Here is a 26051-nt window from a genome sequence, read left to right on the forward strand (position 1 = left end):
GGTACGACATCGAGGCCGGTATCAAGGGCGAGGCCGGCGTCAATAGCTGGCGCAGTCGGTGCGATCGCTCGGCGACTCGCTCGAAGGCGACCTCAAGCAGCAGGCCGAGGACGCCGCCAATGCGCTGCAGCAGCTCGGCGCGAAGCGGGATGCCGTTGCGGCCTTCCGCGAGCTGACCAACGAATCCAGCGCCCTGGCGATCGAGCTGGCCGAGGCGAACACGCGCGTCGACGCACTCGCTGCCAACCTGCCCGGCGCAGCTGCCGCGACGACGCGTCTCGCCACGGCCGAAGCAGCAGCGCGCGCGCAGCTCGAGGGGGCGACCGCCGACTTTCAGGAACAGCGCCTCGCGCTGCAGCAGCTGCGCGAGGAATTCACCGGTGCCGCCCGACGCACGGACGCCTACCGCGAAGCGAACGCCCAATTGCGCGTCACGGTAAAGGACTTGCGCACCAACCTGGCCGAGAAGCGTACCGCGTTGCGCGACGCCGCGGCGCAGGCCGCGCAGGCCGCTGCCGACGAGAAAAAACTCGCCACCGAGTACAGCGCCGCCGCCGACGCGGCCGTGCGCATGCGCGGCGCGGTGCAGGACAACGCCACCGCGCTCGGGGCCGCCCGCTCGTCGCTGCAGTCCTTCGGCATCCAAACCGAGAATCTCGCGCAGGCCGAGCGGAACCTCGAGACGGCCATCGGGCAGGTTCGCGAGCGTGTCGTCGGCTTGGCGCCGGCCTTCGCGCAAGCGGCGCAGGCCTCCAACGCCGCAGCTCAGCGCCAGATCGCCGACCAGCGCACCGTGCGCGACGGCTACCGCCAGATTCAGCTCGAGCTGCAACGCATCCAGACGATCGCGACTGTGGCGGTCGGCGGCAGCTTCATCACGGGGATGATCAAGGACGTCGCCGAGACGGCCGACGAATTCAAGAACCTGCAGGCGCGGATCAAGCTGGCAACGGGCGAGGGCGATGCCTTCACCACGTCGTTCCGCGGCGTCACCGAGGTCGCGCTCGCCACGCACAGCGCTCTGGAGGAAACCGGCACCCTGTTTGTGCGCCTCGCCAAGGCGGGCACCGACGCAGGCCTGCAGGCGCAGGCTGCGCAGGCGCAGGCCCTCGACCTCACGACGACCATCAATCAGTCGATCCAGCTGTCGGGCTCGGGCGCCGAGGCCTCGCGCGCGGCGATCACGCAGCTGATCCAGGGTTTGCAGTCCGGCGTGTTGCGTGGCGAAGAGTTCAACAGCGTCATGGAGCAGGCGCCACGCCTCGCGCAGGCGCTGGCGCAGGGCCTCGGCGTCACCACCGGCGAATTGCGCAAGCTCGCTGAGCAGGGCGCGCTGACCAGCGCCACGGTGATCAAGGCGCTCACCAGCCAGTCCGCCACCGTCGCAGCCGAGTTCCAGAAGCTGCCCTCGACGGTCGGCCGTGCGTTGCAGAACCTGCAGACGCAGTGGACGCTGTATGTCGGCGCCACTGATAACGGCATGGCCTCGAGCGCGAACCTGGCGCGCGTCATTGACGGGCTCGCCAAGAATCTGGACACGCTCGTTGCTGTGCTCTATGCCGCCGGCAAGGCATGGGCCGCCATCAAGATCGCGGGCCTGGCCGCCGACGCATACCGCTGGGCCACTGCGACCGCCGGCGCGACGGTCGCAGTGCAACAGAACACGGTGGCCGTCGCCGCCAACACCGCGGCGCACGGCGCAAACGCAGCCGCGCAGCGCGCGAGCGCCGCCGCCGGCACCGCGAACGCCGCAGCCGCGGCGGCCAGCACCGCGCGAATCGGTGCCGCTTCCGCGGTCCTCGGCCGCTTCAGCGGACTGCTCGGGCCGTTCGGCCTGGCTGTCGCCGCGCTCGGGCCTGAATTCGTCAGCCTCGGGAAGTGGATCGGGGAAAGCATCGCCAAGCTGCAGGGCTACGGCAAGGTGATGAAGGACGCAGAGGACCGGACTCGCCTGCAGGAAGAGGCCGCCAGGGCCAACGCCGCCCAGCAGCGAGCCCTCGCCGTCGCGCTCGAGGAGGCGCGAAACAAGCAGTTCGAACTGACCAAGGACGCGCAGGGCCTGATCGCCAAGTTCGACGAGATGCGCACGAAGGGCGACAGCGCCGCTGAGGCCATCGGGAAGATCGGCAAGGACTTCGACCTCGCCAGCGTGCCCGGCATCGCCAACGCCGCGGCCGTGCTGGACAAGCTCGCCGCCGATGGCAAGCTCAGCGCACAGCAGTTCCAGGACGCCTGGGCACAGGCGCTCAGCGGCCAGGATCTCGCCGTTTTCGAAACCAACGCCCGCGCAGCCTTCTCGGGCGCCACGCGCGAGGCTGAGCGCCTGGCCTCGATGCTCGAGGGCTCGGCGCGCGAGGCAATCCGCCGCACTGGTCTCGAGTACGACGTCCTCGCGGGCGGCATCGGCAAGGCATCGCGCAGCGCGATCAACGATACCGACGCCATCATCCAATCCCTCGACCGCCTCAAGGCGCAGGGCGTGGATACGGCGCAGGCGCTGTCGGCGAGCATTTCCAAGGGGATCCAGACCGCCGACAGTCAGCGGGCGATCGACGCGCTACGCGGTCAGATCGAGCGGGTGCGTACCGCCCTCGGCGATCGAATCGCGGACGGGCTGCTGCAGCAGGCGGCCCAGCAGGCCGACGAGCTGCGCCTCAAGGTGGAACAGCTCAAGCCCGGCATCCAGAGCGCAGCCGAGGCGATGCGCTTCTTCGGACTGCAGAGCGCCCAGCAGCTCAAGGCCGCGGCCGACAACTCACGCGAAGCCTACGACGTGCTCAAGACCAGCGGCGCCGCCAGCGCGGCCCAGCTGCGGGAAGCATTCGTGCGAATGGCGAACGACGCGATCGCTGCAAACAAGGGCATCGCGCCGACGTGGCTGCAAACCGAGGATGCCATCCTGCGTTCGCGCGAGGCCGTCGAAGGCTTCGGCCGCTCGACGATCGATGTGCTCGACCGGACCGGCGCGAAGTGGCGCGAGTATGGGCAGATCGTGCGGCAAGAGGGGGCTGCGACGCCTGGCGTGATCGGCCCGAATCAAGACGTGCGATCGCGACTCGGCGACACGCGCGAGCAGCGCCTGTCCGGGCAGAACGCCGTCGACAACCGTCTGCAGTTCCAACTGCGGGACAAGCTCAACGCCGGCACGTTAAGCGCCAGCGACCTGGCCGACCTCAAGAACGTAGTGGCAGCGCTTCGCCAGAACGGTCAAGTCAACGCCGACGTCATGCGGCGCAATCCTGGCGCCATCTCGTTGGAAGGGCAGGCCGACGACAGGGCATGGCAGCGGGTGCGTGCGCAGTTCGAAGCGGCGATCCAGCGTTTCGAGGCACCAGCGCGCGACACCGGTGGCAAGAGCACGACGCACAAGGTGGACATCAAGGTAGGCGGCGAAGCGGGGAGCGTCGGCGTGAACTCGGAAGACGACGCGAAGACCCTCGTCGAGCTACTGCAGCGCATGAAGGGCCGCAGCTCATGAGCATCACCCTCGCACACGAGGGCGCGGAGCTGCCCCTCGACGCCGACCTCTACTGGGAGGACGAATACCAGCACAGCCCGGTCGCCCAGTCTGTGGACGTCGGCCTGACCGGCGCGCTGATCGTGCAAGTCGACGGCGATGCCGAGCGGCCTGGTCGCCCGATCACGCTGCGGCCCGAGGACGACAACAGCGCTTGGATGATCCGCGCCGACCTCGACGCCCTCAACGAGTGGGCGGCTATCGCCGGCGCTGTCTTCACGCTCACGCTGCGCGGCGTGGCCCGCAGCGTCATGTTCCGCCACCAAGACAAACCGGCCGTCGACGCGCGCCCCGTCGTGCATTTCAGCGATGCGCAGGCAGACGACTACTACCTCGTCACCCTCAAGTTCATGGAAGTCTGAGCAATGCCCATCCTTCAAGGCGATATCAAGCTCAAGAAAACGCAGGTGATGGCCGACACCCAAGACGGTGGCGGCGCACCCACCGGCATCGCGATCGCTGACGGCGCAAACAACGCCGTGTTCCCCGACGTGTCAGAAATGGACCGCGCCTTGGGCCGCGTGAAGCTGCGCAAACTCGCGCTCCATGTGGACACGGCGAACGCCGACATGCTGCTGGGCGCGAACATCATCGTCGCCGAGCCGCCGGACGATCCGAACATCTCGATCACCCTGTTCAACACGAAGGCGTTCTTCGACCGCCGCACGGATGCCGTGTCGCGGCTGGAGTCGTATCTCAACGTCGGCCCGCAATATGCCGGCGTGCTGTACGGCAACCACATCGCCGGCCAGAGCACGATCCTGCTTTACCAGAAAACCGATGTGCTCCCGGCCAAGGGTGCCACGATGGTGCTGACCAAGCGCGAGGGCTACGGAGATCAGTTCACTCAGTATGTCCGCGTGGTCGATGCCTCGGCCACGCAACAGAGCTTCGAGGACGGCAGCGGTGTCTACCAGCGCTACGTTGTCGAGATCGAACTGCTGAACGTTTTGGAGGCGGACTTTCCGGGCTTCGACGTGCAGCGCTTCGACTACACGAAGGCCCAACTCGCCGCGGCGACGAAGATCAGTTCCACGGTGGTCGCCAACGCCGCGCGCTACTACGGCGTGAGCGCGTTGGCCTTGGCGGCGGCGCTTGGCTCCTACACGGTGCAGGCCGCTTCGGCGTTCACGCAATTGGTGCCGAGCGCGCAGATCGAATCCCCCGTGGCAGATGCGCGGACCAACCAGGTTGCGGACGCGGTCCTGAGCAGTGGCAGTGCGACGGTGCAGACCCTCACCGGCGTCTGGAGCCCGACGAACAACCTGTTCATCGGGGGCGCCTTCGCGCCGAACTCCCTTTCGGTGGTGCGCGGTGCGGTCGCGGTCACGGACGCCGGTGGGCGCCTCATGAGTGCTGGATCGCAAGTGGGCACCGTGGACTATGCCAACGGCATTCTGTCGCTGACGGTGGACCTGTTCGGCAGCAGCGCAGGCACACACACGGTGACTTCGTCGCTGGCGGCGGTGCCCCCGAGCGTTAGCGTTTCGCTGGGCATTCCGGTCACCGCCGAATCGCGCTCCCTCAACTACGTGCGCACGCTGACGCCGAAGCCCGCCGCGGGCACGCTGCTGGTGAGCTACCTGGCCCAGGGAAACTGGTACGAACTTCGCGACCTCGGCAACGGCGAGGTGCGTGGATCGGAGACGGCCTACGGCGCGGGCATGCTGAACCTGAGCACCGGCACTGCGACGCTGACGCTGGGCGCGTTGCCCGACGTGGGTAGCGAAGTGATCCTGCAGTGGGTCGAGGATGCCGCCGTGCGAAGCACGGAAGCCCTGACGCTCGAAAACGACGGCAAGCTCTACTGGATCATCAACACCAGCGGCGCCAATGCCGATGAGCCGGGCAGCAAGGCCATCGCGCCGGGCGCGCTCAGCCTCACCTGGCCGGACGCCGCAAACACCCGCACCGTCACCGACAACGGCGCAGGCGGCCTCGCCGGCTACGGCACGGGCACCGTTGACTATGCCCGCGGCATCGTCAAGCTCAGCCCTACGACGCTGCCGCCGAAGGGCACGTCGGTGACGGTCGATTTCACCGCCGGCACGCTGGCCAGCGCCACCGCGCCCGTTTCGAGCGGCGCGGGCAATGTGGGCGCGACCAACCTCACCCCGGGGTCGGTCTCGATGACCGTGGATGCCCAGCCCAAGGTGATCTACGGCCCCGACATCGTGAGCGCGGGCGGCCCTGCCAGTTTCCTCATCACCGACGACGGCGCCGGTGGCCTGCGCGTCTACGTGCGTGGCATTTGGATCGCATGCGGTTCCATCGACTACGTGACCGGTGACTTCGAACTGCTCAGCGGCGCCGTCTTCTCCAGCCCGGCGGCCATGGTCGGCGCGTTCGCATTCATGGACTTCTACGAGCGCACCAATACGCCCGCCTTCACCCTGGAAACATCGGCATGAGCACCATCGTCGTCAACCCTTCTGCGGCAGGCGCCGGCGTCAAGCGGGCGGCCCTTGCTCAACTGATGGCCGCCGGCATGACCGGCGTCATCGACCTGAGCGGCGTCGCATCCGCCTCGGTCAAGTACGCCACGGCCACCAGCGCACAAAGCACGACTTCGAGCTTCGGCGAAGTGAAGCTCAAAGCGCCGGTGGAGAACGCCTACACCCTGTCCGGCGTGCGCTTCACCCAAGGGGGCAAGGACTACATCGTGAAGGCGTCGGGTGCCGTGCACAACGACATCAATCCGGCGACCGGCAACGGCACCAGCGTGGGCACGCTGACGGCCGCGCAGGGCGAATTGACCCTGACCGCCTGGCCTGCGGGCTCGACACCCGTGGTCACGAACTGGCGCGCTCTAGCGGGAGCGGCCGTGAGCGGCGACGACACGCCTTACAAGTCCTACGGCGTGTCGTTTCGCACCGCTGCGGCGCCGCTGCGGCCCAGCGGGTTTTCCGTAACGGGCACGATGGCCGATGACTCGGCGGTCAACGTGGTGGCGGACGCCAACGGCGTCATCAACGGGACGCGCGTGAAGGGGCGTGTGGACTACACGACCGGCGTCGTGCGACTGGTCTTCGTGACGCCGACGCCCGCGGCGGGGATCAGCCCCGTCGATCTTTCTTACCTCGGCATCCCGGGCCTGACCACGGCCTACGTGGACCTCGTGCAGCAAGAGACGCTGCGCTACAACGCGGTGGCATATGCCTACCTTTCGATCGACGCTGAACTGCTCGGCCTGAGTTCGGTGCGGTTGCCTACCGATGGCCGCGTGCCGATCTACCGTGCGGGCGAGGTGGTCGTGGTGGGCCGCACGCAGCGACTGGCGCCCGTCACGGCGGTCAACGGTGCAACCTTCGACACCGGTCAAGAGCGCCTCTCGCGTGTGCGCGTGATCGGCGCTGGTGAGGGGGGCAAGGATGGCGCGACGATCAATACGGGCTACACGGTGGACTTGGAGTCCGGCACGGGCACCTGGGTCGATGTGACGGGCTACGCGCAGCCGGTTGTCGTTGAGTACCGCTACGAGGATGCCGCACAGGTCCGCCGCGCCGATATCGATGGCCGTCTGACCCTGATGCGCCCGCTGACGCACGACTACCCGGCGGACGGCACGAGCTTCGTGTCCAGCGCGCTGGTGTATGGCGACCTTCAGTCGCGCGTGCAAAACGTCTTCGACCAGTTCACCTGGGACGGCAGCACTTTTGACGACGTGTTGCATGGCGATCCGGCCACGGGCACCTACAACAACATCGATCACCCGATCACAACTACGAACCGTGGCGCCGTCACCGAGCGCTGGGCGCTTCGATTCACCGGCACCACCGGCGGCCTAATCGTCGGCGAACACCTTGGGGTGATCGGCACGTTCACTACGGGCACGGAGACCGCGCCCATCAACACCGCGACGGGCGAGCCGTACTTCGTTGTGCCGGAAGGCGGATGGGGTCTCGGCTGGAGCGCCGGCAACGTGCAGTTCCTCGCCACGGTGGCCGCGATGGGCAACGTGTGGGTCGCACAGACCATCAAGCCGGGCATCGAGGGCGATGGGGACTATTCATTCACGCTGCTCGCACGCGGCGACGTAGACAACGAGGGTTAAGAAGATGGCGCAGAAGTACTACCACTCCGGCCTGAGCGGCGCGCCGGTTCTCAACGGCGCCGCAGGCAGCCTGATCGCCGTGATCGATGCGGTCAACGATGGCTGGGGCATGGCAACCGCAACTTCCCTCGTGGTCAGCGGGGGCATCGCGACGGCGACTTTTGCGTCGCCGCACGCCGCCGACGTGGACATCACCGTGCGCGTGGCCGGGGCCACGCCAAGCGGGCTGAATGGCGATTGGATGCTGACGGCTAAGGGCGGTAGCACCATCTCCTGGCCGACCGCCGTGGCTGATGGTGCCGCGACGGGGACCATCACGGTCAAGATCGCGCCGCTGGGCTTGCAGAAGGCGTTCACTGGCACGAACAAGGCGGTTTACAAGTCGACGGCCCCGGCTGCCACCGGCTTCTGCCTGCGGGTGGACGACACGGCCACCACGTCGGCTCGTGTTGTTGGCTATGAGTCCATGACGGACGTGGACACCGGCACCAACGCCTTTCCGACGGCTGCGCAGGTCACCGGCGGCATGTTCTGGAACAAGTCCGCCACGGCGGGCAGCACGGCGATCCCATGGGAAATCCTTGGCGACGAGCGCGGCTTCTACTTCATGAAGGCGGTCCGTGTGCCTACGAGCAATACATACGTCGGGCGCGACTGCAACTGGTTCGGCGATATCACCAGTTTCAAGTCCACCGATGGATATGCATGCGTTCTTGTGGGGTCCACAGCGCTTGCTGACGACACGGGCGGGAATGTCGGATGGCTTGCGTCTCCCTCGCAGGGGGCAACCACACCTTCATATGTCGCACGTTCGCTGACGCAGATCGGAACGTCGGCGCGCGGATACCGTACAGCAACTGTCGCGGCCTCTGCCGCTGCGACCTCAAGTGTCTTCTCGGGAGGCACGGTAGATGCCTGTTTTGGGACTTACCCGGCAGCGGCCGATCTCTCGGCGCGAACGACTCCCATCATGTTCGCGGAGAACCCGGGTGTGACAGCGACCGACACGCAACTGCGGGGCCTGTTCCCGGGCGCATATTCGAGCTTGCTGCGGATTCCCGGCGGCACGTTCTCCGCGCGCGACACCATCGACGCGACGGGCGACATGGCGGGCAAAAAGCTGCTGGTGTGCCCCGGCTATTCAGCCCCCGCGGTCCCAAGCTCCACACCCGGCGCCTTCTTTCTCGACATCAAGGGGGCATGGCGTTGACCAACTTCACCGTGCGTGTCGGTGTCATCCGACCGCAGTCGCTGACGCCCATCAGTAGGGAGGCAACGACGCGATTTTTCGCCGCACCCGCTCTGTTTGTGCGCGACATCTATCACGGCGGCCTCGGGCGCATCGGTCCGTTCACCGTCAAGGTGGACGGCGACCCCACCGACCTGCCGCTGCGTCGGCTCGTGCGCTTGTACCGCGACCGAGACGGCATCTTCATTCGCGCGACCTGGAGCGACGCCACCTCCGGCGTCTACCAGTTCGACTGGGTGGACCCGCGCGAGCGCTATACGGCCATCGCCTACGACTACGAGCACGACTACCGCGCCGTGGTCGCCGACAACCTCGCCCCCACGTTGATCACCTGACATGTTCGCTCAAGGCCCCACTGTCGATGCCGCCATGGTTCAAGGCGTGGCCGCGCACATCAACACTCGTGCGAATCCCACCTATGCGCTAATTTTCTCGACGACGCAGCCCTCGACACCCGGCACACCAGTGAGCGATACGCCGTTGGTGACTGCGCTCTTTGGCCCGGCGAGCGTGACCGCCGGCGTGCTGGCGCTCGCGCAGGTCGATGCGAGCGGGGATCAGATTCTCGTGAGCGGTGATGCCACGTGGATTCGCCTGTTCGACGGCGACGGCGCCTGGCTGGGCGACGGTGACGTGACCGACGAGACGGGGGCGGGCTTCGCCAAGGTGCTGGGCACGGACGGCACGCGGCTTCGCGCGGGGGCGCGGGCCAAGATCACGATCTCGCTGGCATGAGCGGCGATGGCGACCTGCTTTTTCGCTACCCGGCACGCACGCACGGCAACCTCGTGTTCGGCGCCGATGACGGCGGCGAAATTCCTACCTCGCACATCGTCGGCGCTGGGGCGCTCGCGCGGCCGACGTGGGGCGGCGTTGTTGAGCGCATTGAAGCGCTGGTGGCTTCTGCGGTGCTGGTGCGGCCTTCGGCATGGGCGGGCACCGTCGTCTATGTCAGCGACACGCAGCGGCCTCTCGTCGGCCATGTGGCCTCGGGCTTTCAGGACGGGCGTGAGCTGGAGGCGGGGGCCTCGACCGCATCGCAGGACGCACGGCGAATGGTCGCAGGCGGCTCCATGCGTCAGCAGCGCGCCGAGGCCATCGATTCGGCAGTCACCGAGCGCGCGCGTGACGCGACGCGCGCCGGCTTCCCGATCCACGTGCGCATGCAGGACGGGGATACCCGGAGCGCGCTGCACTCGGGTGGCTTCGCCGATGCTCGGCGTCTTCGGGCCGGCGGAGCGGTGTCTCTTCAAGACGGGCGCCCGGTGCGCGTGGGCGGCAGTTTGCGCGTGCGAGACGGCCTGCATGTGTCTGCGGCCGGCAGCCGCATGCTGTTTCAGGACGGCAGGCCCCTGCAGATCGGCACTCAGGGGCGTGTGCGCCGTGGGCGGCCTGTGGTGCTTGGTGGCGAGCAAGCTCGCTTTCAGGATGCTGTGCCGCCTCGGCCGGGCATCTACACGCCGACGCACCCTGAGCCCGAAGACCCGTGTTACGTGCCTGACGGTGATCTTGTGTTCTCCGCCCCGTGGACGGCGCACGGCAACCTCATTTTTGTTTGCGAGCGGCACGACGGGCCGGGGCCCGTCGAAACCGTCGTTGTGCCTGTCCGAAGGATTTACACCGTGATCAACACTGCAACGCTTCGTCGGGTCGACGGCGATGTGCTCATTCCCACGCTCGCGATGACGCTGACGATCGACGTTGAGTCGTGGACGTGGGGATTCACCGCCCGCACGCCTGGCAGTGCGCTGCCGGACCTTGAACCGGGCGCCGGCGGCCAGCCCGTCGAAGTCGAGGCACAAATCAACGGGGTGCCCTACCGCGCGCTAATTGAGGGCATCACGCGCGAGCGCGTGTTCGGCCGCTCGGACTTGAGCGTGACAGGCCGCGGCAAGGCAGCTGTGCTCGATGCGCCGTACACGCCGCTCTCGACGTTCGGCAACCCCTTGGCCGCGCGCACGGCCCAGCAGCTCACCAACGACGTGCTGACGCTCAACGGCGTCAGCCTTGGGTGGGCAGTGAACTGGTCGCCGGAGGATTGGCTGGTGCCAGCCGGCGTGTTCTCCCATCAGGGTTCGTACATGACGGCGCTCAACGCGATCGCTGGCGCGGCCGGGGCCTACATCCAGCCGCACCGCACCGGCAAGAGTCTCGATTTCCTCCTGCGCTACCCGGCCAAGCCGTGGGAGTGGGGCGACGTGACGCCGGACTACGAACTGCCGGCCGATGTGGTGCAGAAGGAAGGCATCGTGTGGACCGACAAGGCCGCCTACAACCGCGTCTTCGTGCGTGGTGTGAAGGTGCCGTATCTCGGCCAGGTGACGCGCGCGGGTACGGCCGGGGACATTGATGCTCCGATGGTGACGGACCCCCTGATCACCACGACCGTTGCGGGTCGCCAGCGCGGCCTGCCTGCCCTGGCCGATGTGGGTCGCCAGGCGGCCGTGTCGCTGCGCCTGCCGGTGCTGGCCGAGACGGGGATCATTCCGCCGGGCAAGTTCGTCCGGTACGTTGATGGCGGTGTGACGCGCATCGGCCTGGTCCGTAGCACCTCGGCGGCGATCGAGCGCGCGGAAGAGAAGCTCACCATCTGGCAAACGATAGGAGTGGAAACCCATGTCGGTATTTAACCCTTGGAAGGCGCTGCAGGCGCTGGTCGCTGGTCCGGCGCTGCAGGCTGGCGTAGTGCTGAGCATCGAAAGTGGCGTGGCGACCATCCAGCTGCCCGGCGGTGGCATCGTGCAGGCCATCGGAGAAGCGACGGTCGGGCAGACGGTCTTCTTCCGCGGCAATGCGATCGAGGGAGAGGCCTTGGAGGCTTTGCCGATCGACGTGATCGAAATTTAGACCGCACCTTCCCAGCTCCAAGCCCGCTCGCGCGCAAGCGCCGGCGGGCTTCTTCATTTCTGAAAGGCACCACGCATGGCAACCATAGACCGAAGGGTCAGCGACGCGCAGCTGCGCGCGCATCTGCAGGCCGCGAACATCCCGACGCCGCCGGAGCAAGACCGCATGGAGGTTCGCGTGTACGCGGCCTACGTGACGCTGGCCTTCATGAACGACCTGATCGGGCCGATCACCTACGTGTTCAAGCTCGAGCCGACCATGCTGTTCAAGGTGGCGTCGCTGTCGCCTTCGAACTACTTCGTCGGCGCGCTCTTCCTGGCCGCCCTTGTGCTGATGGTGCCGCACTGCCTGCACCTGATCTTCATGCCGAACCGGCTGTCCATCCGTTGGCCGCGCCGCCTGGCGACGGTGGCCGGCGTCATCTCCTGCATGACGTGGTTCTACCTCGCGCAGCTTGCGCGACCGCTCGACATCGGCCCCTCGCTGCAATGGCTGTACGGCCGCCAGGCGCTCGAGTCGTTGGGCGTTGCCGCGCTCTTCGCCATTTCCCTCAACGCGCAGCTGCTGCGCCGCCTCCACGACTGGTTGATCGCACGATGAAAAACACTCGCCTCGTCCACTTCCTCCTGCTCGTTTGGGCGCTCGTCTTCGTGAAGGCGGTCTACGCCGCCGGCTCGGTCACTTCGCTTTCGCTCGACGTGCGCAGCTGGGACTACGAGTCGCTGCTGTGGGGCGCGATCGCAGGCTTCCTTGGCGGTGCGCTGCGCACGATCTTCACGCTCGCGAGCGAGAACGTCGCGGTCTACCGCGTGCTGCGCGAGGCCCGCAAAGACCTGATCGTGTCGTTCCTCGCCGGCGGCCTGGCCTACCTGATCATCATCGCCGTCTCCTCCAAGCTGCCCGAGTTAATAACCCGCGAGATCCGCATGGTCGTGATCGTGTGGGCCGGCTGGCAGCGCATCGCCTTTTTCAAGCGCGTCGACCAGCTCGTTACCAGCAAGCTGGACAAGCTCAATCAGGACTTACGCGGCGGTGCCCCGGCCGATCCCCCCGCGTCCGACGTCGTTTCCCTCGGCGACAAGTAGGAGCACTCCATGAGCAACCTTTCCGCATTTCTCGACATGCTCGCCGTGTCGGAAGGCACGAGCACCAGCCCGGCCACCAAGAACAACGGCTACGACGTGATCGTCACCGGTATCGACCGCGTGCCCGAGGTCTTCACCGACTACAGCGACCATCCGTTCGCCAAGGGCCGCAAGTCCAAGGTCATCAACTCCAAGGGCCTGACCTCGAACGCCAGCGGGCGCTATCAGTTCATGCTCAAGGACTGGGCGCACTACCGGGCGCTGCTCAAGCTGCCGGACTTCGGCCCGCAGTCTCAGGACAAGTGGGCCGTGCAGCTGATCCGCGAGCGCGGTGCGTTGCCCCTGATCGACGCCGGCCGTTTCGATGAAGCGGTCGCCCGCGTCCGCAACCTGTGGGCGAGCCTGCCGGGCGCCGGCTACGGCCAGCCGGAGCACAACCTCGGCCAGCTGCGCGCGGCGTACCTGGCCGCCGGCGGGGTCGTGGTGTGATCCTCTCGGACCTCAAGACCTGCGTCCTTTGGGCGCTGGGCCTGGCCTTGGCCGCAGCGCTCGCCGCGGCGGCATGGCAGGGCCGTCAAGCTGCTGCAGCGCGAGCTGACGCCGCTGTCGAGCGCGCGGACTTCGCCGATTACCGCGCCACGGCAGCCGAGTCGGCACGCCTGGCCGAGAAGGCCGAACGACAGGAAGAGGAACGGCGCCACCTAGCGCAGGGAAAGGCTCTCGATGAAGAACGCGCTCGCACGTTTGCCGCTCGCGCTGATGCTGACGGCTATCTTGCTGCTGCTGGCCGGCTGCAAAGCCGCCTCGATACCGCAGTCGCCGCCGCCCGTGCGGCCCGCGCAGATTCCGCCGCTGCCAGCGGCAGCTCGGCAACCGCCGATCCCGTCGGAGTGCTTGCCGACGTGCTCGGCCGCTGCGAGCGCCGAGTTGGACTCCTGGCTGCTTATGCCGACAAGGTCCGCATCGCAGGCGCAACCTGCGAAGCCAGCTACGATGCCCTGACCCCGGCCCCCAGTCCGAGCGCGCCGTGAACGTCGCGATCGAGCGGATGCTGGCCTACCGTGCCCGCCTGGTGGTGGCCGGCAAGTTCCTCGAGGCGAGGGCAGTGGAGATGTGCATCACGCTCGCCAAGCGGTCGACCGGCCGACCGAGTCGCCAACATAGCGACAACGTTGCACCCGCTGCCAACATACATTGGAGCGCGGGCGGCGCGGCTTTGGGGAGCGGATTGTCTGGGGGGAATCAGGCTGCGAGTAGTCGTCCTGAGTCACGTTAGGCGTGCTTCACGCAAGGATTCCAGGGAGCGTTCAGGTGGATTAAAGAAATTGCCCCCACAACTCTGCGATCCAGATCATCGAGTTCTTTCTGAGGTAGATAACGTAAAAAACGGGGACAAGGCCGATGATTAGCGGGCCGTAATTTTCCATGAAGGAAGGCCTCGCCACCATTGCTTTGAGGTGGATGAATGCCCATCTGGAAATAATTCTCCCACGAATTGGAACGTATTGGCGTTCCTGGCCTTGTAGGGCGTTGCGATTACTAGGTGGATAAATTACGGCGTGAGGGTTGTACCAACTTGGGGCACTGAGGAAGCGGATCAAACGGTGATGCCTCCAAGGTCTCAAAAAATTTAATCGCACTGGGCCAATAAGGGAGCGCCGAGAAGTGAGGCCAAGTAGATCGCCGATGCCCAATATGAGCTGGGCTAAGCAACGTGAAAATAACGAAGAAGGCCTGTAGCCAGGGCCTCCAAACAGTTTTATTCGCACGACGCTTGATTTAAGGCCGTCATCGCTTGGAATTAGTCGAAAATCATGTTTCGAAATTCCTGCGAGGCGATAGCCCAATTCATCCATAAATACGGCGTCAAGGACCTTCCTGTAGGATTTTGCGCCCTCTTCAACGAAGTACTGATAGCTGCGCAGATAATAATAAAGCCATATAACCCATCCGAAATGAAGGATGGCGTCCTCATTATTAAATTGCACTGTCGCGCCGATCAGTGAGATTCCCTGAATTTTGGCCTCTGCATAGTAAAAAAAACTAAGTAGCCCGGTTACGATTAGAAGTTTATTTTGCGCCGTCGATTTTTGATCTTTTCCATCCATTACATCTCCTTTTATATCGGCCCTCTTTACTGGATCATATGTGTCATCGCGCTAATGAGCAGGCGATCAATTCTTTAGGTTGAACTTTCGACCTTGAAGTCGTAGCAGATAACGAGGGGCGTGGGCAGGATGTCGTTGACTCCATCCTTGTGCGGGCGCGGGACAAAGTAGACGAGCGATCCACAAGCTTTGGTCCCCTCATTTTCTTGTCTCACCGTCGCGCCACCGCCGCATCGGTAGGGCGGTGTCTCAATGGCGGTTCGATTGGGGGGTGGAAATGCGGAGACGACTTAACAGGCGATTCCGTTTAGCTGCACCCGCGAGTGGCGCAGAGCCGACGGGCTTCCTCCAGCTCGCCGAGTAGTTCCCGTCCGCGCGTGTCGCAGCGAGTGGCCGCCGCGGCGGCCTCGGTGGCAACGGATTGTTCGTACATGGCGCCGGCGAGGTTGTTGTTCGCCCTGGCGCGGTTCGACAGGATCGCGCGCTGCTGGGCGTCGCATGCGGCTCGGTGCCGTTCCATCTCGATGGTCTTGTCCCGCAGCTTGTACTGGGCGTCGAAGCGCAGCCGCTCGGCCTCGGCCTGTCGGTTCTGCTCGTAGATCGATGGACGCGCGGCTGCTGGAGTAGGCGCCTCGGGGCTGGGGAGGGGAGGCTTTGGTGCCTCGACCAGCGGCTTGATCGTCGTCTGCGCCTGGCTGCGTTCACACGGCTGCTCTTGGAAGCTGACCTTCCCAGCACCGTCGACGCACTTGAACAGGGCGAACGCGGGCTGAGCTGCGAAGAATGCGGCGGCGACGATGAGAAAGCGCATGGCGGGACCTCCGGGGCGGGATGGTATCTCGGGCCGGTAGAGACGGACCGTGTCAGTCCGGCACTTCTGCGCCGTAGCGTGCGGCCACGATGGCTCGGCCGACAGCAACGCGCGGGGTAGCGCCCTCTTGCCAGGGCGCGCGGCCGTCAGGGAATCGGCTGCCTGGCTTCCCGGTCACGATCGCGCACCACTGGTAGCCTTTCCCCGGCATCGGCGCGACGTGGATGGCTTCGCGCTCGAGCAGCCGGTCGAAGGCCGGCCAGTCGTTGGCATAGTCGGTGCCGGCCGGCTCGCCCATGGCCTTGGCGATCCAGGCATTGAGCGCGGCGCCTGCAAGGTCGGAGGTCTTCATGATCCGTCAGGCCGGAAAAAGAAAGCCCGCCGAAGCGGGCAAAGCTGCCAAGGCAGCAAAGGGAGCCACAGGTTGCCCTGTAGCCGCTTCGTTTATCGCACAGCGTCCCCGCGGCTCTTGTGCTGAATTTTGCAGTCGCGCGTCAACTAAGCTGAACATTTCTTAACGTCGCGTCCTGGTGTTGCCGCCCTGACCTACAACGACGGCAGGGAGGATCTGCTGTGGCAAGAAGCGTTGCGATTTCGGTTGTGGAACTGGCACCGGGAGACTGGTACTTTTCGCTCTTGAGAGAGGTCGCGCTGCTGTCAAATTCAGGCGGCGACTTTTTGGTCTATGTGGAGTTGCCGGTCGCTTCGCCGAGACATGCTTCAGAGGTAGAAGCGTGGGTTGGCGCGCTGCAGCACCTGAGCTACTTCGATGAGGCGCGGCGGATCTCCACCGGGCCGATGCCGTCGTAGATCGTGGCCCCATCCTTGAGCGACGTCACAGTCCAGCGATCACCGGGCGTGACCTTGTAGTCGCCCGGCGCCAGCGGCAACTCGGTTTCGTCGTGGGCTTCGGCGCTGTACCAGGTCGGCGTGTGGAGGATCGTGGTCTCGGAGGGGAAAAACTCTGCTTGGCTCATAGTGGAAAGGCTACACCTTCGGTGGTACGAAGAACCCGGCCTCAGATCGCCGGCATCATCTGCGAGTGCTCCTTCAAAGAACTGATTGCGAAGTCGGCCTACTCGGAGCCGTCGCGCTGCGTGGGGACGACCTGCCAGACCTGGCGGTGCTCCTTGATTCGCAGCTTCCCCTCGTCGTGCCAGCACTCCCGCTGGATGCCCGAGATCAGCATGCCCGGTGCCTTCCCGTTCGGGAGGATGGTCGGCGTGGACATGTGGAGCATGCTGCGCATCCTCGCGGTGCCGTAGGCCTCCCAAAGGTCGGCCACCGGGGCATATGGCTCAGACTCGTGCATGCGGTTCATCTCGCCAAACACGACCATGCCGCGCATCGGCGGCGCGCGGCGGTCAGGCGCGATACGCTCGCCATCTTCGGCGAGCAAGGGGGTGACAACTGCGTAGAACACTGTACGAGCATACAGTATTAAAGCGGCGCAAAATCGACCGGATGTGCACCCGCTACATCACCCCCGAGGACCGTGAGATCGAAGCCTTCTGGGCGATCAACCGGAAGACCAATCGCCGCAACGACTGGAAGAACCTGCTGCAGGTGTTTCCGCTGTCAGGTGCAGCCTTCATACGCCGCGCGCGCGACGTGACGGAATACGAGCGGGAGATGGTTTTCGGGCAGTGGGGGATGATCCCGCCGTGGTCACCGACGCACATCCCTCAGGCGAAGCAGACCAAGGAGCAGAAGGAAAAGGACCAGCCGGGCAAGAGGCTCAGCACGGTCAACTCGCGCACGGACCGCATGGAGAAGTCCTTCACGTTTCGCAATGCGTGGAAGCGGGGGCAGCGGTGCATCATCCCTGCCAGCAGCTTCGATGAGCCCAACTGGGAGACCGGGAAGAATGTTTGGTGGCGTTTCCGCCGTTCCGACGCGAAGCCGTGGGGCCTGGCTGGTCTCTGGGACGTCTGGAAGGACCCCAAGACCGGCGAAGAGTGGACAGCTACACGATGCTCACCATCAACGCGAACCTTCACCCGTTGATGTCGCGCATGCACAAAATCGAGATCGATCGGAAGACCGGCCAAGAGATCTTCGACAAGCGGTCCGTCGTACCACTCGAGCAACACAACTTCGACCGGTGGCTGACGTGCACCGTGGACGAGGCGCGCCAGATGCTAGAGCTGCCTTCGGCTGACCTGATGGCGGCCGGCCCGGCTGCAGAGGGGGGGCGCCAGAGGCCGAGGAAGAGGCCGCTGAGCCCTGAAGACTACCGCGGTGCGCAAGGCCCGAGACACCGGGGGAGCCACCGATCCCCGCGCATCCGCAGCCCGTCAGGGTGCCCCACCCGAGCCATTGCCACGCACCCGGCCGAATTGGCTATGCCGCTCGCAAAGCGTCAGAATTGGCTTCCGATTGGCGGCTGTCTCCGTAAGTTGTTGATTTCTTTTCGATTAATTCGATCTTGTAGCCGTCGGGATCGGTCACGAACGCGATCACCGTGGTGCCGCCTTTCACGGGGCCGGCCTCGCGCGTGACGTTGCCGCCCGCGGCCTTGATCTTCTCGCAGGCCGCGTAGGCATCGGGCACGCCGAGCGCGATGTGGCCGTAGGCGGTGCCGAGCTCGTAGCTTTCGGTGCCCCAGTTGTAGGTCAGCTCGATCTCGGCCTGGCCGGGATTGCCCTCGTCGTAGCCGACGAAGGCCAGGCTGTACTTGTACTCGGGGTTCTCGGAGGTGCGCAGCAGGTTCATGCCGAGCACCTTCGTGTAGAAGTCGATCGAGCGCTGCAGGTTGCCGACGCGCAGCATGGTGTGGAGGAGTCTCATCGCGTGGAGTCCGTGGGTGTTGTCGTGGGAGCCCGCTATTGTCGGTCTCCCGGCGCCCCGATCAAGCCGCTCGGACTTCCTCGGCGCGCGTGAGCAGCAGCGACTCGTGCTTGCGCAGGAAGTCCATCAGGTGCTCGGGGTACTCGGGCACCACCGCCGCGCGCACGCTGGGCCGCGCGGCCAGCGCCCGGCGCCAGGCATCGACGCGCGGCAGGGCATCGAAGAGCTTCGAGTCGACGAGGCGGTCGAACACCTCGAAGTAGCGGAACACCGGCGCGAACACCGCATCGACCAGGCTGAGGCGCTCGCCCGCGAAGAAGGGGCCGGCGCCGAGCGCGGCTTCGACGCGCGCGAACTTGTCGGCCAGGGCCTGGCGCTTCTGCGCGAACACCTCGGCGTCCTTCGTGGTCTCGTAGCCCCAGAGGTCGGCCAGGATCGCCGAGCCGAACTCCATCCAGGCGCGGTGCTCGGCGCGCGCGAGCGGGTCCTCGGGATGCAGCCGCGCGCCGGGCTGGGTCTCCTCGAGGTACTCGCAGATCACGTTGCTCTCGAACAGCACGGTCTCGCCGCCGTCGGGCCGTTGCACGCGCAGCAGCGGCACCTTGCCCAGCGGCGAGATCGCGAGAAACCACTCGGGCTTGGCCGAGAGGTCGATCACGACGCGCTCGAAGGCGACGCCCTTTTCGTGCAGCGCGATCGCGGCGCGTTGCACGTAGGGGCACAGCAGATGGCTGACGAGGGTGAGGGGCTGGGACATGGACGGGCGCTCCGGATGAATCGGTGGGGCCGGATTCTTCCGGGGGCGAACAACCTTTTCCCGAAAAGCCCATTCGGCAAAAGAGCGTCCTGTGCTAGGCCTCAGCGGCTCGAGGTCTCGATCCAGCGCGTGATGCGCCCCCCATGCATCACGCCGATGCGGTCGGCCATGGCCTGCGCCTCGGCCTCGTTGTGGGTCACGAGGATCGCGGTCTGGCCGGCCTGGCGCAGGATCGCGCGCACCTCCACCGTGAGCCGTTCGCGCGTGGCGCCGTCGAGGTTGGAGAAGGGCTCGTCGAGCAGCAACAGCGCGGGCGCGGGCGCCAGCGCGCGGGCCAGCGCGATGCGCTGCTGCTGGCCGCCCGAGAGTTCGTGCGGATAGCGCTCGCCGGCCTCGGCCAGCCCGACCAGCGCGAGCATCTCGGCCACGCGTGCCTGCTGTCGAGCGCGCGGCAGCCGGCGCAGCCCGAAGGCGATGTTGCGCGCCGCGTCGAGGTGCGGGAACAGCGCGTACTCCTGGAACATCATGCCCACGCGCCGCGCCTCGGGCGGCAGGTGCTGCTGCGTCGAGGACAGCGTGCGCTCGCCGAGCCGGATCTCGCCCGCGCGCAGCGGCTCGAAGCCCGCGATGGCGCGCAGCACCGTGGTCTTGCCGCAGCCCGAGGGGCCGAACAGGCAGGCGATCTCGCCGGCCGCGAGCGCGAGCGAGAAGCCGTCGACCACGACGTGCGGGCCGCGCGGCGTGTCGTAGGCGAGGCGAAGGGCGTCGATGTGCAGGTTGGCGCTCATGGCGTGGCGGAGGATACGGGCTGGGGATCGGCCGCGTGCGCGGCCGCGAGCTGGCTGCGCGCCAGCAGCATCACGGGCAGCAGCCCGGCCGCCACGATCAGCAGCGCCGCGATCGCGCCTTCCTCGTAGGTGCCGCGCGCGGCCTCGGCATAGAGCCAGGTCGCGAGGGTGTCGAAGTTGGCGGGCCGCAGCAGCAGGGTGGCGGGCAGCTCCTTCATCGCGTCGACGAAGACCAGCAGCGCGCCAGCGGCGATCGAGGGCTGCAGCAGCGGCAGGTGCACGCGCCGCAGTGCGCCGAGGGCGCTCTCGCCGAGCAGGCGCGCGGCCTGCTCGATGGCCGGCGGAATGCGCGCCAGGCCGGCCTCGATGCTGCCGACCGGCATCGCGAGGAAGCGGATGGTGCAGGCCACCACCAGCACCACGCCCGCGCCCATCAGCGGCAGCCCCTGCCAGCCGAACGCGGTGGCGAGCGCGGCATCGAAGGCCAGCGCCGGCGTGAGCAGGCCGATGGCCAGCACCGTGCCCGGCACCGCATAGCCCAGCGTGGCCACGCGCGCGGGCCAGCGGCCACGCCGCGCGGCGCCGCCCTGGCCGCCCGGGTTGCGCGCGGCCCAGGCCACCAGCAACCCGGCCGCCACCGCGGCCACCGTGACGCCGGCCGCCAGCGCGATGGTGTTGGCCAGGCTCGCGAGCAGCCCGTGCGAGATGCCGCCGCCCTGGCGCAGCCGCTTGGCGCTTTCCCAGACCAGGTAGAGCGCCGGCGCGACGAAGCCGATCAGCACCGGCAGCGAGGCCGCCGTCGTCGCGGCCCAGGCCATGGCGCCGCGCAGCGGCCGCGGCTGCAGCGCGCGCATGCGCTGCGCCGAGCCGTAGCGCTGGTGGCGCCGGCCGTTGCGTTCGAGCCAGACCAGCGCGATCACCATGGCGAGCATGGCGCAGGCGATCTGCGCCGCGCCCGCGAGGTCGGAGCGCGTGATCCATGTGGTGTAGACGGCCACGGTGAGTGTCTGCACGCCGAGGAATTCGGAAGCGCCGATGTCGTTGAGCGTCTCGAGCAGCGCCAGGCTCAGGCCCACGGCCAGCGCCGGGCGCGCCAGCGGCAACGCGACGCGGAAGAAGGCGCCGCGCCGGTTCTCGCCGAGCATGCGCGCGGCCTCCATCAGGTGCGCGGGCTGGCTCATGAACATCGCGCGCGCCGTCATGTAGACGTAGGGATAGAGCACTAAGCCGAGCACGAAGACCGCGCCGCCCATCGAGCGCAGGTCGGGCAGGCGGAACTGGCGCGGGCTGTCGTAGCCCAGCAGCCAGCGGATCGCGCCCTGCACCGGGCCGATGGGATGCAGCAGGTCGAGGTAGGCGAAGGCGACGATGTAGGTCGGCATGGCCAGCGGCAGCAGCAGCGCCCAGTGCAGCACGCGCCGCCCCGGAAAATCGCAGGCCGTGACCAGCCAGGCGCAGCCGGTGCCCAGCGTCAGCACCAGCAGGCCGACGCCGCCCAGCAGCATGGCCGTGTTAGCGTGGCCTGCGGCAGCACGTGCGCGAACAGCGATTGCCAGTGCGCGAAGCCCTGGGCGCCGGGCCCGAGCGCGAGCCACAGCAGGGCGAGCACCGGCGCGAGCACGCCGGCCGCCACGAGCAACGCGGCCCCGCGCCACAGCGGGCCCACCGTCTGCAGCGTGCGGGGGCCGCGCGAGGCCCTCAGCATGATCTGCGATCGGAGAGAACCGGTCGATCCACGAGAACCGTTCGGGCTGAGCTTGTCGAAGCCTTGCGCGGCGCTTCGACAGGCTCAGCGTGAACGGTTTCTACTTCTCGAGCGCTCCCCGATCTCACTGGTCGAAGCCGACCTTGTCGACCAGCGCGCTGGCCTGCTTGCGGTACTTCGCGATCTCGGTCAGCGGCAGCGGATCGACCTTCAACTCGCCGATGGTCTGGCCGATGATCGGGTCGAGCGCGACACCCTTGCGCACCGGGTATTCGTAGTTGGCGTCGGCATAGAGGGACTGGGCCGGCTCGGACACCAGGAACTCGAGCAGCTTGACCGCGTTGGCGCGCTGCGGCGCGTTCTTCGCCACCGCCCGCGCCGCTGATGTTGACGTGCGTGCCGCCGCTCTTGGCGAAGGTCGGGCGCACCACCTTGATGGCATCGCCCCACTTGCGCGCGTCGGTGCCTTCCTTGGCGCTCTTCATCTGGCCCACGTAGTAGGAGTTCGCCAGGCCCACGTCGCAGATGCCGCCGAGGATGTCGCGCGCCACGTCGCGGTCGCCGCCGGTGGCCTTGCGCGCCAGGTTGGCCTTCACGCCGCGCAGCCACTGCTCGGTCTTGGCTTCGCCGTCGTGCGCGATCAGCGAGGCCACCAGCGCGGTGTTGTAGGGATGCTGGCCCGCGCGGATGCAGACCTTGCCTTTCCACTTGGGATGGGCGAGGTCCTCGTAGCGGAAGTTCGTGAGCGGCTGCGCCTTGTCGGCATAGAGCACGCGCGCGCGCATCGAGAGCGCGAACCACTGGCCATCGGCGCCGCGCAGGTTGGCCGGGATCGCCGATTCGAGCGCGGCCGACTTCACGGGCTGCGTGACGCCGCCGTCGACCAGGTCGACCAGGTTGCCGATGTCCACCGTCATCAGCACGTCGGCCGGCGAGCGCGCGCCCTCGGCCTTCACGCGCTCGAGCAGGCCGTCCTTCACGAACACCGTGTTGACCTTGATGTTGCTCTGCGCGCTGAAGGCCGCGATCAGCGGCTGGATCAGCGCCGGCTCGCGCGTGGTGTAGAGCGTCAGCTCTTCCGCCGCGTGCGCGGGCAGGGCGGCGATGGCGAGCCAGGCGCCGGTGGCGCCGATCAGGGCGTGTGCTGCGCGCGCGCGCCGATGCGTTGGGTCATGACGGGATCCTCCAGGGCGGTGATGTGTTCTAGGGCGATGCGGCGGCCGGCCCGCGGCGCCGATGCGAACGATTATCAACAGGGAGGAGAAGCGCGCGTCGTTTGGACTTACAAGCCGCAGGCTTACTCGCCCGGGCCGCCGCGACCCTTCGACGCCTGCAAGGCATCGAGCACGAAACGCGTCGGCCCGCCGACGTCGCGGTCGCCGACCGCGAGGCCCAGCTGCCGCCACAGCGCCGGGCTCAGCGGCCCGGATCGCGAGGCGCGGATCGGGCGCGCGCCCGTCCGCTTCCTCGGGCAGCAAGGCCGCGCCGTAGCCCGCAGCCACCAGCGTGCGGATCGCGTCGTTGTAGTTGAGCTCGATGCGCGGCCGGCAGTGCACGCCGGCCGCGGGAGAACCATTCGGCCGTCTGCCGGTAGAGCCGCGTGGAGGCGTCGTTCATGATCAGCGGCCGCTCGGCCAGCCATTGCGGCGTGAGGCGCTTCGGTGCCTTCCAGCTCGCCGGCAGGAAGCCGACCACGGCCTCGCGCCGCAGCGGCGTGACGTGCACGCCGCGCACCGGCGGCTGCGGCAGCGCCACCACCGCGAGGTCGAGGCTGCCCGCGGCGAGCCGCGCCATGCTGTCGTTGGAGGTCAGCACCTGCACGTTGACCTCGATGCCCGGATGGTCGCGCGCCAGCCGTTCGAGCGCGGGCGGCAGCAGGTGCGCGATCGCACCCGTCGAGGCGCCCACGCGCACGCGGCCGGTCTGCCCCGCGAGCTGGCGCCGCACGTCCTCCACGGCATCGTCGGCATCGGCCAGCAGCCGGCGGGCACGCGCGATGAAGCGTTCGCCCAGGGCCGTCGGCTGCGCGGGCCCGCGCCCGCGAACCAGCAGCTGGCCGCCGAGACGCGACTCCAGTTCCGCGATCTGCACGGTGACGGTGGGTGCGGCCAGGTGCAGCGCGCGCGCCGCATTGGCCAGCGACCCCAGATCGGCGATGGCGACCAGGGTGCGCAGGTGGTCGAGGCTCAGTTCTCGCATCGGTCTAATTTATCTTTTCTTAATCTGGAGTTCCATATATTTAGCTGGAGCCATCGCGGTCTCGTCCCTACGATCGCGCTCCATGGACCTCAACCTCTTCATCGACGGCGATCAGGGCACCACCGGCCTCGATCTGCAGAACCGGCTGCGCGGCGGGGAATTCCGCATCCGCACCCTGCCCACCCACCTGCGCAAGGACCCGGCCGCGCGCCGCGCCGCGCTCAACGAGGCCGACATCGCGATCCTGTGCCTGCCCGATGCGGCGGCACGCGATGCGGTGGCGATGATCGAGAACCCCTCGGTGCGCGTCATCGACGCGAGCTCGGCGCATCGCACCAGCCCCGGCTGGGTCTACGGCTTGCCGGAGCTGGCCGCGGGGCAGGGCGAACGCATCGCCTCGGCATCGCGGGTCACGAATCCCGGCTGCTATCCCACCGCCGCGATCGCGCTGCTGCGGCCGCTGACGGATGCGGGGCTGCTGCCCGCCGACTATCCGCTGGTCATCCATGCCGTCTCGGGCTATTCGGGCCAGGGCAGGGCGGGCGCGGAAGCGCACGAGGCCGGGGCTGGCGCGCATTCGCTGACCGTCTATGGGCTCGCGCTCGAGCACAAGCACGTGCCGGAGATCGAGGCCTACGCCGGCCTGTCGCAGCGGCCGCTCTTCGTGCCGGCCTACGGCAGCTACCGACAGGGGATCGTGCTGACGATCGGGCTGCATGCGCGGCTGCTTCCCGCCGGCGTATCGGGTGCGCGCATCCATGAATGCCTGGCCGAGCGTTATCTGGATGCGGCGCATGTGCGGGTGCTGCCGATGTCTTCCGATGCGCCCTTGACCGCGCTGGATCCGCAGGTCCACAACGGGACGAACGACATGAGCCTGGCGGTGGCGTTCAACGAACGCACGGGTCAGGTCGTGTTGAGCGCGGTGCTCGACAACCTGGGCAAGGGTGCGGCGGGGGCGGCGGTGCAGAACCTGCGGTTGATGGCGGGGGCGCTGGCGCCCGCGCAGTAGCGCCGGCGACCGCCCGGACCCGGAGCTCAGCGCCCCGCCGGAATCTCGAACACGAAGCAGGTTGTCGTGGCATGCGCATACAGCGTGCCATCGGCGCCCACCAGCCGCGCTTCCGCCGTCGCGAGCTGCCGCCCGCAGTGGATCACCTTGCCCTCGGCGCGCACGCGCTGCACCTTGGGCGTGAGGCCCTTCACGTAGTTCACGCCGAGCTCGGCCGTGGTGTAGCTGCGACCGGGCGGCATCATCGTGTGGACCGAGCAGCCCAGTGCGGAGTCGAGCAGGGTGGCGACCCAGCCGCCGTGGATGGTGCCCAGCGGGTTCAGGTGCTGCGGCAGCGGGGTGCCCTGGAAGATGGCGACGCCGGGGCTGATCGAGATGACGGTGAAGTCGAGCGTCTTGGCGATGGCGGCATAGGGGATGTCGCCGCGCAGCATGGCCTGCATGATCTCGAGGCCGGTCTTGCCGCTCACCTGCTCGGGACGCGCCACGCCGGGGCCCGGGCCGGCTTCGAGCTTCGCGATGATGTCCCGCTCCTCGGCAAGCCAGGTCTCGAGCAGGTTCTGGGATTCGGTCATGCGGTCATTCCTCCAGTTAGTTGCATATGCAATAGTTGCAGCTACGATAATAGCCCATGGACGCTCCCACCAAGCCACGCGGCTGCACCAGTTTCAAGGTGCGCCAGCTCTCGCGCCGACTCTCGCAGCACTATGACGCGGAGGTGTCGCGCAGCGGACTCAAGACCACGCAGTACTCGCTGCTGTCGCACCTGGCGCGGCTCGGTCCCTCGCGCCCGGTCGACCTGGCGGGCGAACTCAAGATGACGCCCTCGACGCTGAGCCGCAACCTGCAGCCGCTGATCGCCGCGGGCTGGATCGCGCAGGGCGCCGGCGCCGATGCGCGCAGCCGCCTGGTGCAGCTCACCGACAGCGGCGAAGCCAAGCGCCGCGAGGCGCTGGCCCACTGGAAGACGGCACAGCAGAAGCTCAATGCGCTGCTGGGCGTGGAGCGCGTGCTCGCGCTGCACCTCTTGATCGATGAATCGCTCGAGCTGCTCGGCGCGGACGACCAGGCCTGCGAGCTGGACTGACGCCCACCCGCACCGGCCTCTCCTTCTTCGCACACCCCACGC

Annotated in this window: 25 protein-coding genes and 3 pseudogenes; 16 read left to right on the top strand and 12 right to left on the bottom strand. The window is 67.3% G+C overall.

Features of this window, described 5'->3' with window-relative positions; translation table 11 throughout:
- Positions 1-58 precede the first annotated feature (58 nt).
- From ACHMXE_RS20670 to ACHMXE_RS20730, 13 genes are all read left to right on the top strand, one after another.
- Positions 59-3478: a tape measure protein gene (locus ACHMXE_RS20670; RefSeq protein WP_395351062.1), complete on the top strand. Its 3420-nt coding sequence runs from the start codon at positions 59-61 to the stop codon at positions 3476-3478.
- Positions 3475-3879, top strand: a complete 405-nt coding sequence (locus tag ACHMXE_RS20675) for a hypothetical protein (RefSeq protein WP_395351063.1) — start codon at positions 3475-3477, stop codon at positions 3877-3879. The genes ACHMXE_RS20670 and ACHMXE_RS20675 overlap by 4 nt, the downstream gene beginning before the upstream one ends.
- A gap of 3 nt (positions 3880-3882) precedes the next feature.
- Positions 3883-5928, top strand: a complete 2046-nt coding sequence (locus ACHMXE_RS20680) for a hypothetical protein (protein ID WP_395351064.1) — start codon at positions 3883-3885, stop codon at positions 5926-5928.
- Positions 5925-7571 (top strand): hypothetical protein, encoded by a 1647-nt coding sequence (locus ACHMXE_RS20685; protein ID WP_395351065.1) that lies wholly within the window; start codon positions 5925-5927, stop codon positions 7569-7571. The genes ACHMXE_RS20680 and ACHMXE_RS20685 overlap by 4 nt, the downstream gene beginning before the upstream one ends.
- 4 nt (positions 7572-7575) lie before the next feature.
- On the top strand, positions 7576-8781 hold the full coding sequence (locus tag ACHMXE_RS20690; RefSeq protein WP_395351066.1) for a hypothetical protein: 1206 nt from the start codon (positions 7576-7578) through the stop codon (positions 8779-8781).
- Complete coding sequence (locus ACHMXE_RS20695) at positions 8772-9155, top strand: hypothetical protein (protein ID WP_395351067.1); 384 nt, start codon at positions 8772-8774, stop codon at positions 9153-9155. Before ACHMXE_RS20690 ends, ACHMXE_RS20695 begins: the two co-directional genes overlap by 10 nt.
- Position 9156: 1 nt before the next feature.
- On the top strand, positions 9157-9555 hold the full coding sequence (locus ACHMXE_RS20700; RefSeq protein WP_395351069.1) for a hypothetical protein: 399 nt from the start codon (positions 9157-9159) through the stop codon (positions 9553-9555).
- Positions 9552-11450, top strand: coding sequence for a hypothetical protein (locus tag ACHMXE_RS20705; RefSeq protein WP_395351070.1), 1899 nt, complete (start codon positions 9552-9554; stop codon positions 11448-11450). Before ACHMXE_RS20700 ends, ACHMXE_RS20705 begins: the two co-directional genes overlap by 4 nt.
- On the top strand, positions 11437-11667 hold the full coding sequence (locus ACHMXE_RS20710; RefSeq protein WP_395351072.1) for a hypothetical protein: 231 nt from the start codon (positions 11437-11439) through the stop codon (positions 11665-11667). Before ACHMXE_RS20705 ends, ACHMXE_RS20710 begins: the two co-directional genes overlap by 14 nt.
- 75 nt (positions 11668-11742) lie before the next feature.
- The gene (locus tag ACHMXE_RS20715; protein WP_395351074.1) at positions 11743-12267 is read left to right on the top strand and encodes a hypothetical protein; all 525 of its coding nucleotides are present in this window, start codon (positions 11743-11745) and stop codon (positions 12265-12267) included.
- A 50-nt stretch (positions 12268-12317) separates the two neighbouring features.
- Complete coding sequence (locus tag ACHMXE_RS20720; RefSeq protein ID WP_395351076.1) at positions 12318-12752, top strand: hypothetical protein; 435 nt, start codon at positions 12318-12320, stop codon at positions 12750-12752.
- Between the two features lie 9 nt (positions 12753-12761).
- Positions 12762-13241 (top strand): glycoside hydrolase family 104 protein, encoded by a 480-nt coding sequence (locus ACHMXE_RS20725; RefSeq protein ID WP_395351078.1) that lies wholly within the window; start codon positions 12762-12764, stop codon positions 13239-13241.
- Positions 13238-13783: a DUF2514 family protein gene (locus tag ACHMXE_RS20730; protein ID WP_395351080.1), complete on the top strand. Its 546-nt coding sequence runs from the start codon at positions 13238-13240 to the stop codon at positions 13781-13783. Before ACHMXE_RS20725 ends, ACHMXE_RS20730 begins: the two co-directional genes overlap by 4 nt.
- A 285-nt stretch (positions 13784-14068) precedes the next feature.
- Here ACHMXE_RS20730 and ACHMXE_RS20735 read toward each other — a convergent pair whose 3' ends face one another.
- The 5 genes from ACHMXE_RS20735 to ACHMXE_RS20755 form a co-directional block, all read right to left on the bottom strand.
- Positions 14069-14860: a hypothetical protein gene (locus ACHMXE_RS20735; protein ID WP_395351081.1), complete on the bottom strand. Its 792-nt coding sequence runs from the start codon at positions 14858-14860 to the stop codon at positions 14069-14071.
- Between the two features lie 307 nt (positions 14861-15167).
- Positions 15168-15671, bottom strand: coding sequence for a DUF4124 domain-containing protein (locus ACHMXE_RS20740; RefSeq protein ID WP_395351082.1), 504 nt, complete (start codon positions 15669-15671; stop codon positions 15168-15170).
- A gap of 52 nt (positions 15672-15723) precedes the next feature.
- Entirely contained in the window at positions 15724-16023 is a 300-nt protein-coding gene (locus ACHMXE_RS20745; RefSeq protein WP_395351083.1) for a hypothetical protein, read from the bottom strand.
- 409 nt (positions 16024-16432) lie between these two features.
- Positions 16433-16648, bottom strand: coding sequence for a hypothetical protein (locus ACHMXE_RS20750; protein WP_395351084.1), 216 nt, complete (start codon positions 16646-16648; stop codon positions 16433-16435).
- A gap of 98 nt (positions 16649-16746) precedes the next feature.
- Positions 16747-17070, bottom strand: a complete 324-nt coding sequence (locus ACHMXE_RS20755) for a hypothetical protein (protein ID WP_395351085.1) — start codon at positions 17068-17070, stop codon at positions 16747-16749.
- Between the two features lie 65 nt (positions 17071-17135).
- Here ACHMXE_RS20755 and ACHMXE_RS20760 point away from each other — a divergent pair, with 65 nt between their 5' ends.
- Positions 17136-17678, top strand: a complete 543-nt coding sequence (locus tag ACHMXE_RS20760) for an SOS response-associated peptidase family protein (protein ID WP_395351086.1) — start codon at positions 17136-17138, stop codon at positions 17676-17678.
- 336 nt (positions 17679-18014) lie between these two features.
- Here the strand turns inward: ACHMXE_RS20760 and gloA are convergent, their stop codons facing one another.
- The 6 genes and pseudogenes from gloA to ACHMXE_RS20790 all read right to left on the bottom strand — a co-directional run bounded on the left by gloA (position 18015) and on the right by ACHMXE_RS20790 (position 23910).
- Positions 18015-18461: a lactoylglutathione lyase gene (gene gloA, locus ACHMXE_RS20765; protein ID WP_395351087.1), complete on the bottom strand. Its 447-nt coding sequence runs from the start codon at positions 18459-18461 to the stop codon at positions 18015-18017.
- A 61-nt stretch (positions 18462-18522) separates the two neighbouring features.
- Positions 18523-19218, bottom strand: coding sequence for a glutathione S-transferase family protein (locus tag ACHMXE_RS20770; RefSeq protein ID WP_395351088.1), 696 nt, complete (start codon positions 19216-19218; stop codon positions 18523-18525).
- Positions 19219-19319: 101 nt separating this feature from the next.
- Positions 19320-20006 (bottom strand): ABC transporter ATP-binding protein, encoded by a 687-nt coding sequence (locus ACHMXE_RS20775; protein WP_395351089.1) that lies wholly within the window; start codon positions 20004-20006, stop codon positions 19320-19322.
- Positions 20003-21711: pseudogene (locus tag ACHMXE_RS20780) on the bottom strand (ABC transporter permease). Before ACHMXE_RS20780 ends, ACHMXE_RS20775 begins: the two are co-directional and overlap by 4 nt.
- 124 nt (positions 21712-21835) lie before the next feature.
- A pseudogene (locus tag ACHMXE_RS20785) lies at positions 21836-22847 on the bottom strand (Fe(3+) ABC transporter substrate-binding protein).
- Positions 22848-23008: 161 nt separating this feature from the next.
- Positions 23009-23910 (bottom strand): annotated as a pseudogene (locus tag ACHMXE_RS20790) (LysR family transcriptional regulator).
- A gap of 82 nt (positions 23911-23992) precedes the next feature.
- Between ACHMXE_RS20790 and argC the strand changes: the two are divergent.
- Positions 23993-24922, top strand: coding sequence for an N-acetyl-gamma-glutamyl-phosphate reductase (gene argC, locus ACHMXE_RS20795; RefSeq protein WP_395351090.1), 930 nt, complete (start codon positions 23993-23995; stop codon positions 24920-24922).
- A gap of 26 nt (positions 24923-24948) precedes the next feature.
- Here the strand turns inward: argC and ACHMXE_RS20800 are convergent, their stop codons facing one another.
- Entirely contained in the window at positions 24949-25497 is a 549-nt protein-coding gene (locus tag ACHMXE_RS20800; RefSeq protein WP_203202126.1) for a PaaI family thioesterase, read from the bottom strand.
- Between the two features lie 56 nt (positions 25498-25553).
- On the opposite strand from ACHMXE_RS20800, the gene ACHMXE_RS20805 reads away from it, so the two are divergent.
- Positions 25554-26009: a MarR family winged helix-turn-helix transcriptional regulator gene (locus tag ACHMXE_RS20805; protein WP_093340068.1), complete on the top strand. Its 456-nt coding sequence runs from the start codon at positions 25554-25556 to the stop codon at positions 26007-26009.
- Positions 26010-26051 lie beyond the last annotated feature (42 nt).

Source organism: Variovorax sp. UC122_21 (genome assembly GCF_044056785.1).
Classification (GTDB): domain Bacteria; phylum Pseudomonadota; class Gammaproteobacteria; order Burkholderiales; family Burkholderiaceae_C; genus Variovorax.

Bases quoted from the DNA above. Each gene is read 5' to 3' on its own strand.
- ACHMXE_RS20775 (WP_395351089.1), bottom strand. From the start codon at position 20,006: ATGAGCGCCAACCTGCACATCGACGCCCTTCGCCTCGCCTACGACACG.
- ACHMXE_RS20705 (WP_395351070.1), top strand. From the start codon at position 9,552: ATGAGCGGCGATGGCGACCTGCTTTTTCGCTACCCGGCACGCACGCAC.
- ACHMXE_RS20770 (WP_395351088.1), bottom strand. From the start codon at position 19,218: ATGTCCCAGCCCCTCACCCTCGTCAGCCATCTGCTGTGCCCCTACGTG.
- ACHMXE_RS20690 (WP_395351066.1), top strand. From the start codon at position 7,576: ATGGCGCAGAAGTACTACCACTCCGGCCTGAGCGGCGCGCCGGTTCTC.
- ACHMXE_RS20750 (WP_395351084.1), bottom strand. From the start codon at position 16,648: ATGAGCCAAGCAGAGTTTTTCCCCTCCGAGACCACGATCCTCCACACG.
- ACHMXE_RS20700 (WP_395351069.1), top strand. From the start codon at position 9,157: ATGTTCGCTCAAGGCCCCACTGTCGATGCCGCCATGGTTCAAGGCGTG.
- ACHMXE_RS20680 (WP_395351064.1), top strand. From the start codon at position 3,883: ATGCCCATCCTTCAAGGCGATATCAAGCTCAAGAAAACGCAGGTGATG.
- ACHMXE_RS20745 (WP_395351083.1), bottom strand. From the start codon at position 16,023: ATGAAGACCTCCGACCTTGCAGGCGCCGCGCTCAATGCCTGGATCGCC.
- ACHMXE_RS20715 (WP_395351074.1), top strand. From the start codon at position 11,743: ATGGCAACCATAGACCGAAGGGTCAGCGACGCGCAGCTGCGCGCGCAT.
- ACHMXE_RS20695 (WP_395351067.1), top strand. From the start codon at position 8,772: ATGGCGTTGACCAACTTCACCGTGCGTGTCGGTGTCATCCGACCGCAG.
- ACHMXE_RS20710 (WP_395351072.1), top strand. From the start codon at position 11,437: ATGTCGGTATTTAACCCTTGGAAGGCGCTGCAGGCGCTGGTCGCTGGT.
- ACHMXE_RS20725 (WP_395351078.1), top strand. From the start codon at position 12,762: ATGAGCAACCTTTCCGCATTTCTCGACATGCTCGCCGTGTCGGAAGGC.
- argC (WP_395351090.1), top strand. From the start codon at position 23,993: ATGGACCTCAACCTCTTCATCGACGGCGATCAGGGCACCACCGGCCTC.
- ACHMXE_RS20805 (WP_093340068.1), top strand. From the start codon at position 25,554: ATGGACGCTCCCACCAAGCCACGCGGCTGCACCAGTTTCAAGGTGCGC.
- ACHMXE_RS20685 (WP_395351065.1), top strand. From the start codon at position 5,925: ATGAGCACCATCGTCGTCAACCCTTCTGCGGCAGGCGCCGGCGTCAAG.
- ACHMXE_RS20675 (WP_395351063.1), top strand. From the start codon at position 3,475: ATGAGCATCACCCTCGCACACGAGGGCGCGGAGCTGCCCCTCGACGCC.
- gloA (WP_395351087.1), bottom strand. From the start codon at position 18,461: ATGAGACTCCTCCACACCATGCTGCGCGTCGGCAACCTGCAGCGCTCG.
- ACHMXE_RS20800 (WP_203202126.1), bottom strand. From the start codon at position 25,497: ATGACCGAATCCCAGAACCTGCTCGAGACCTGGCTTGCCGAGGAGCGG.
- ACHMXE_RS20760 (WP_395351086.1), top strand. From the start codon at position 17,136: ATGTGCACCCGCTACATCACCCCCGAGGACCGTGAGATCGAAGCCTTC.
- ACHMXE_RS20740 (WP_395351082.1), bottom strand. From the start codon at position 15,671: ATGCGCTTTCTCATCGTCGCCGCCGCATTCTTCGCAGCTCAGCCCGCG.
- ACHMXE_RS20735 (WP_395351081.1), bottom strand. From the start codon at position 14,860: ATGGATGGAAAAGATCAAAAATCGACGGCGCAAAATAAACTTCTAATC.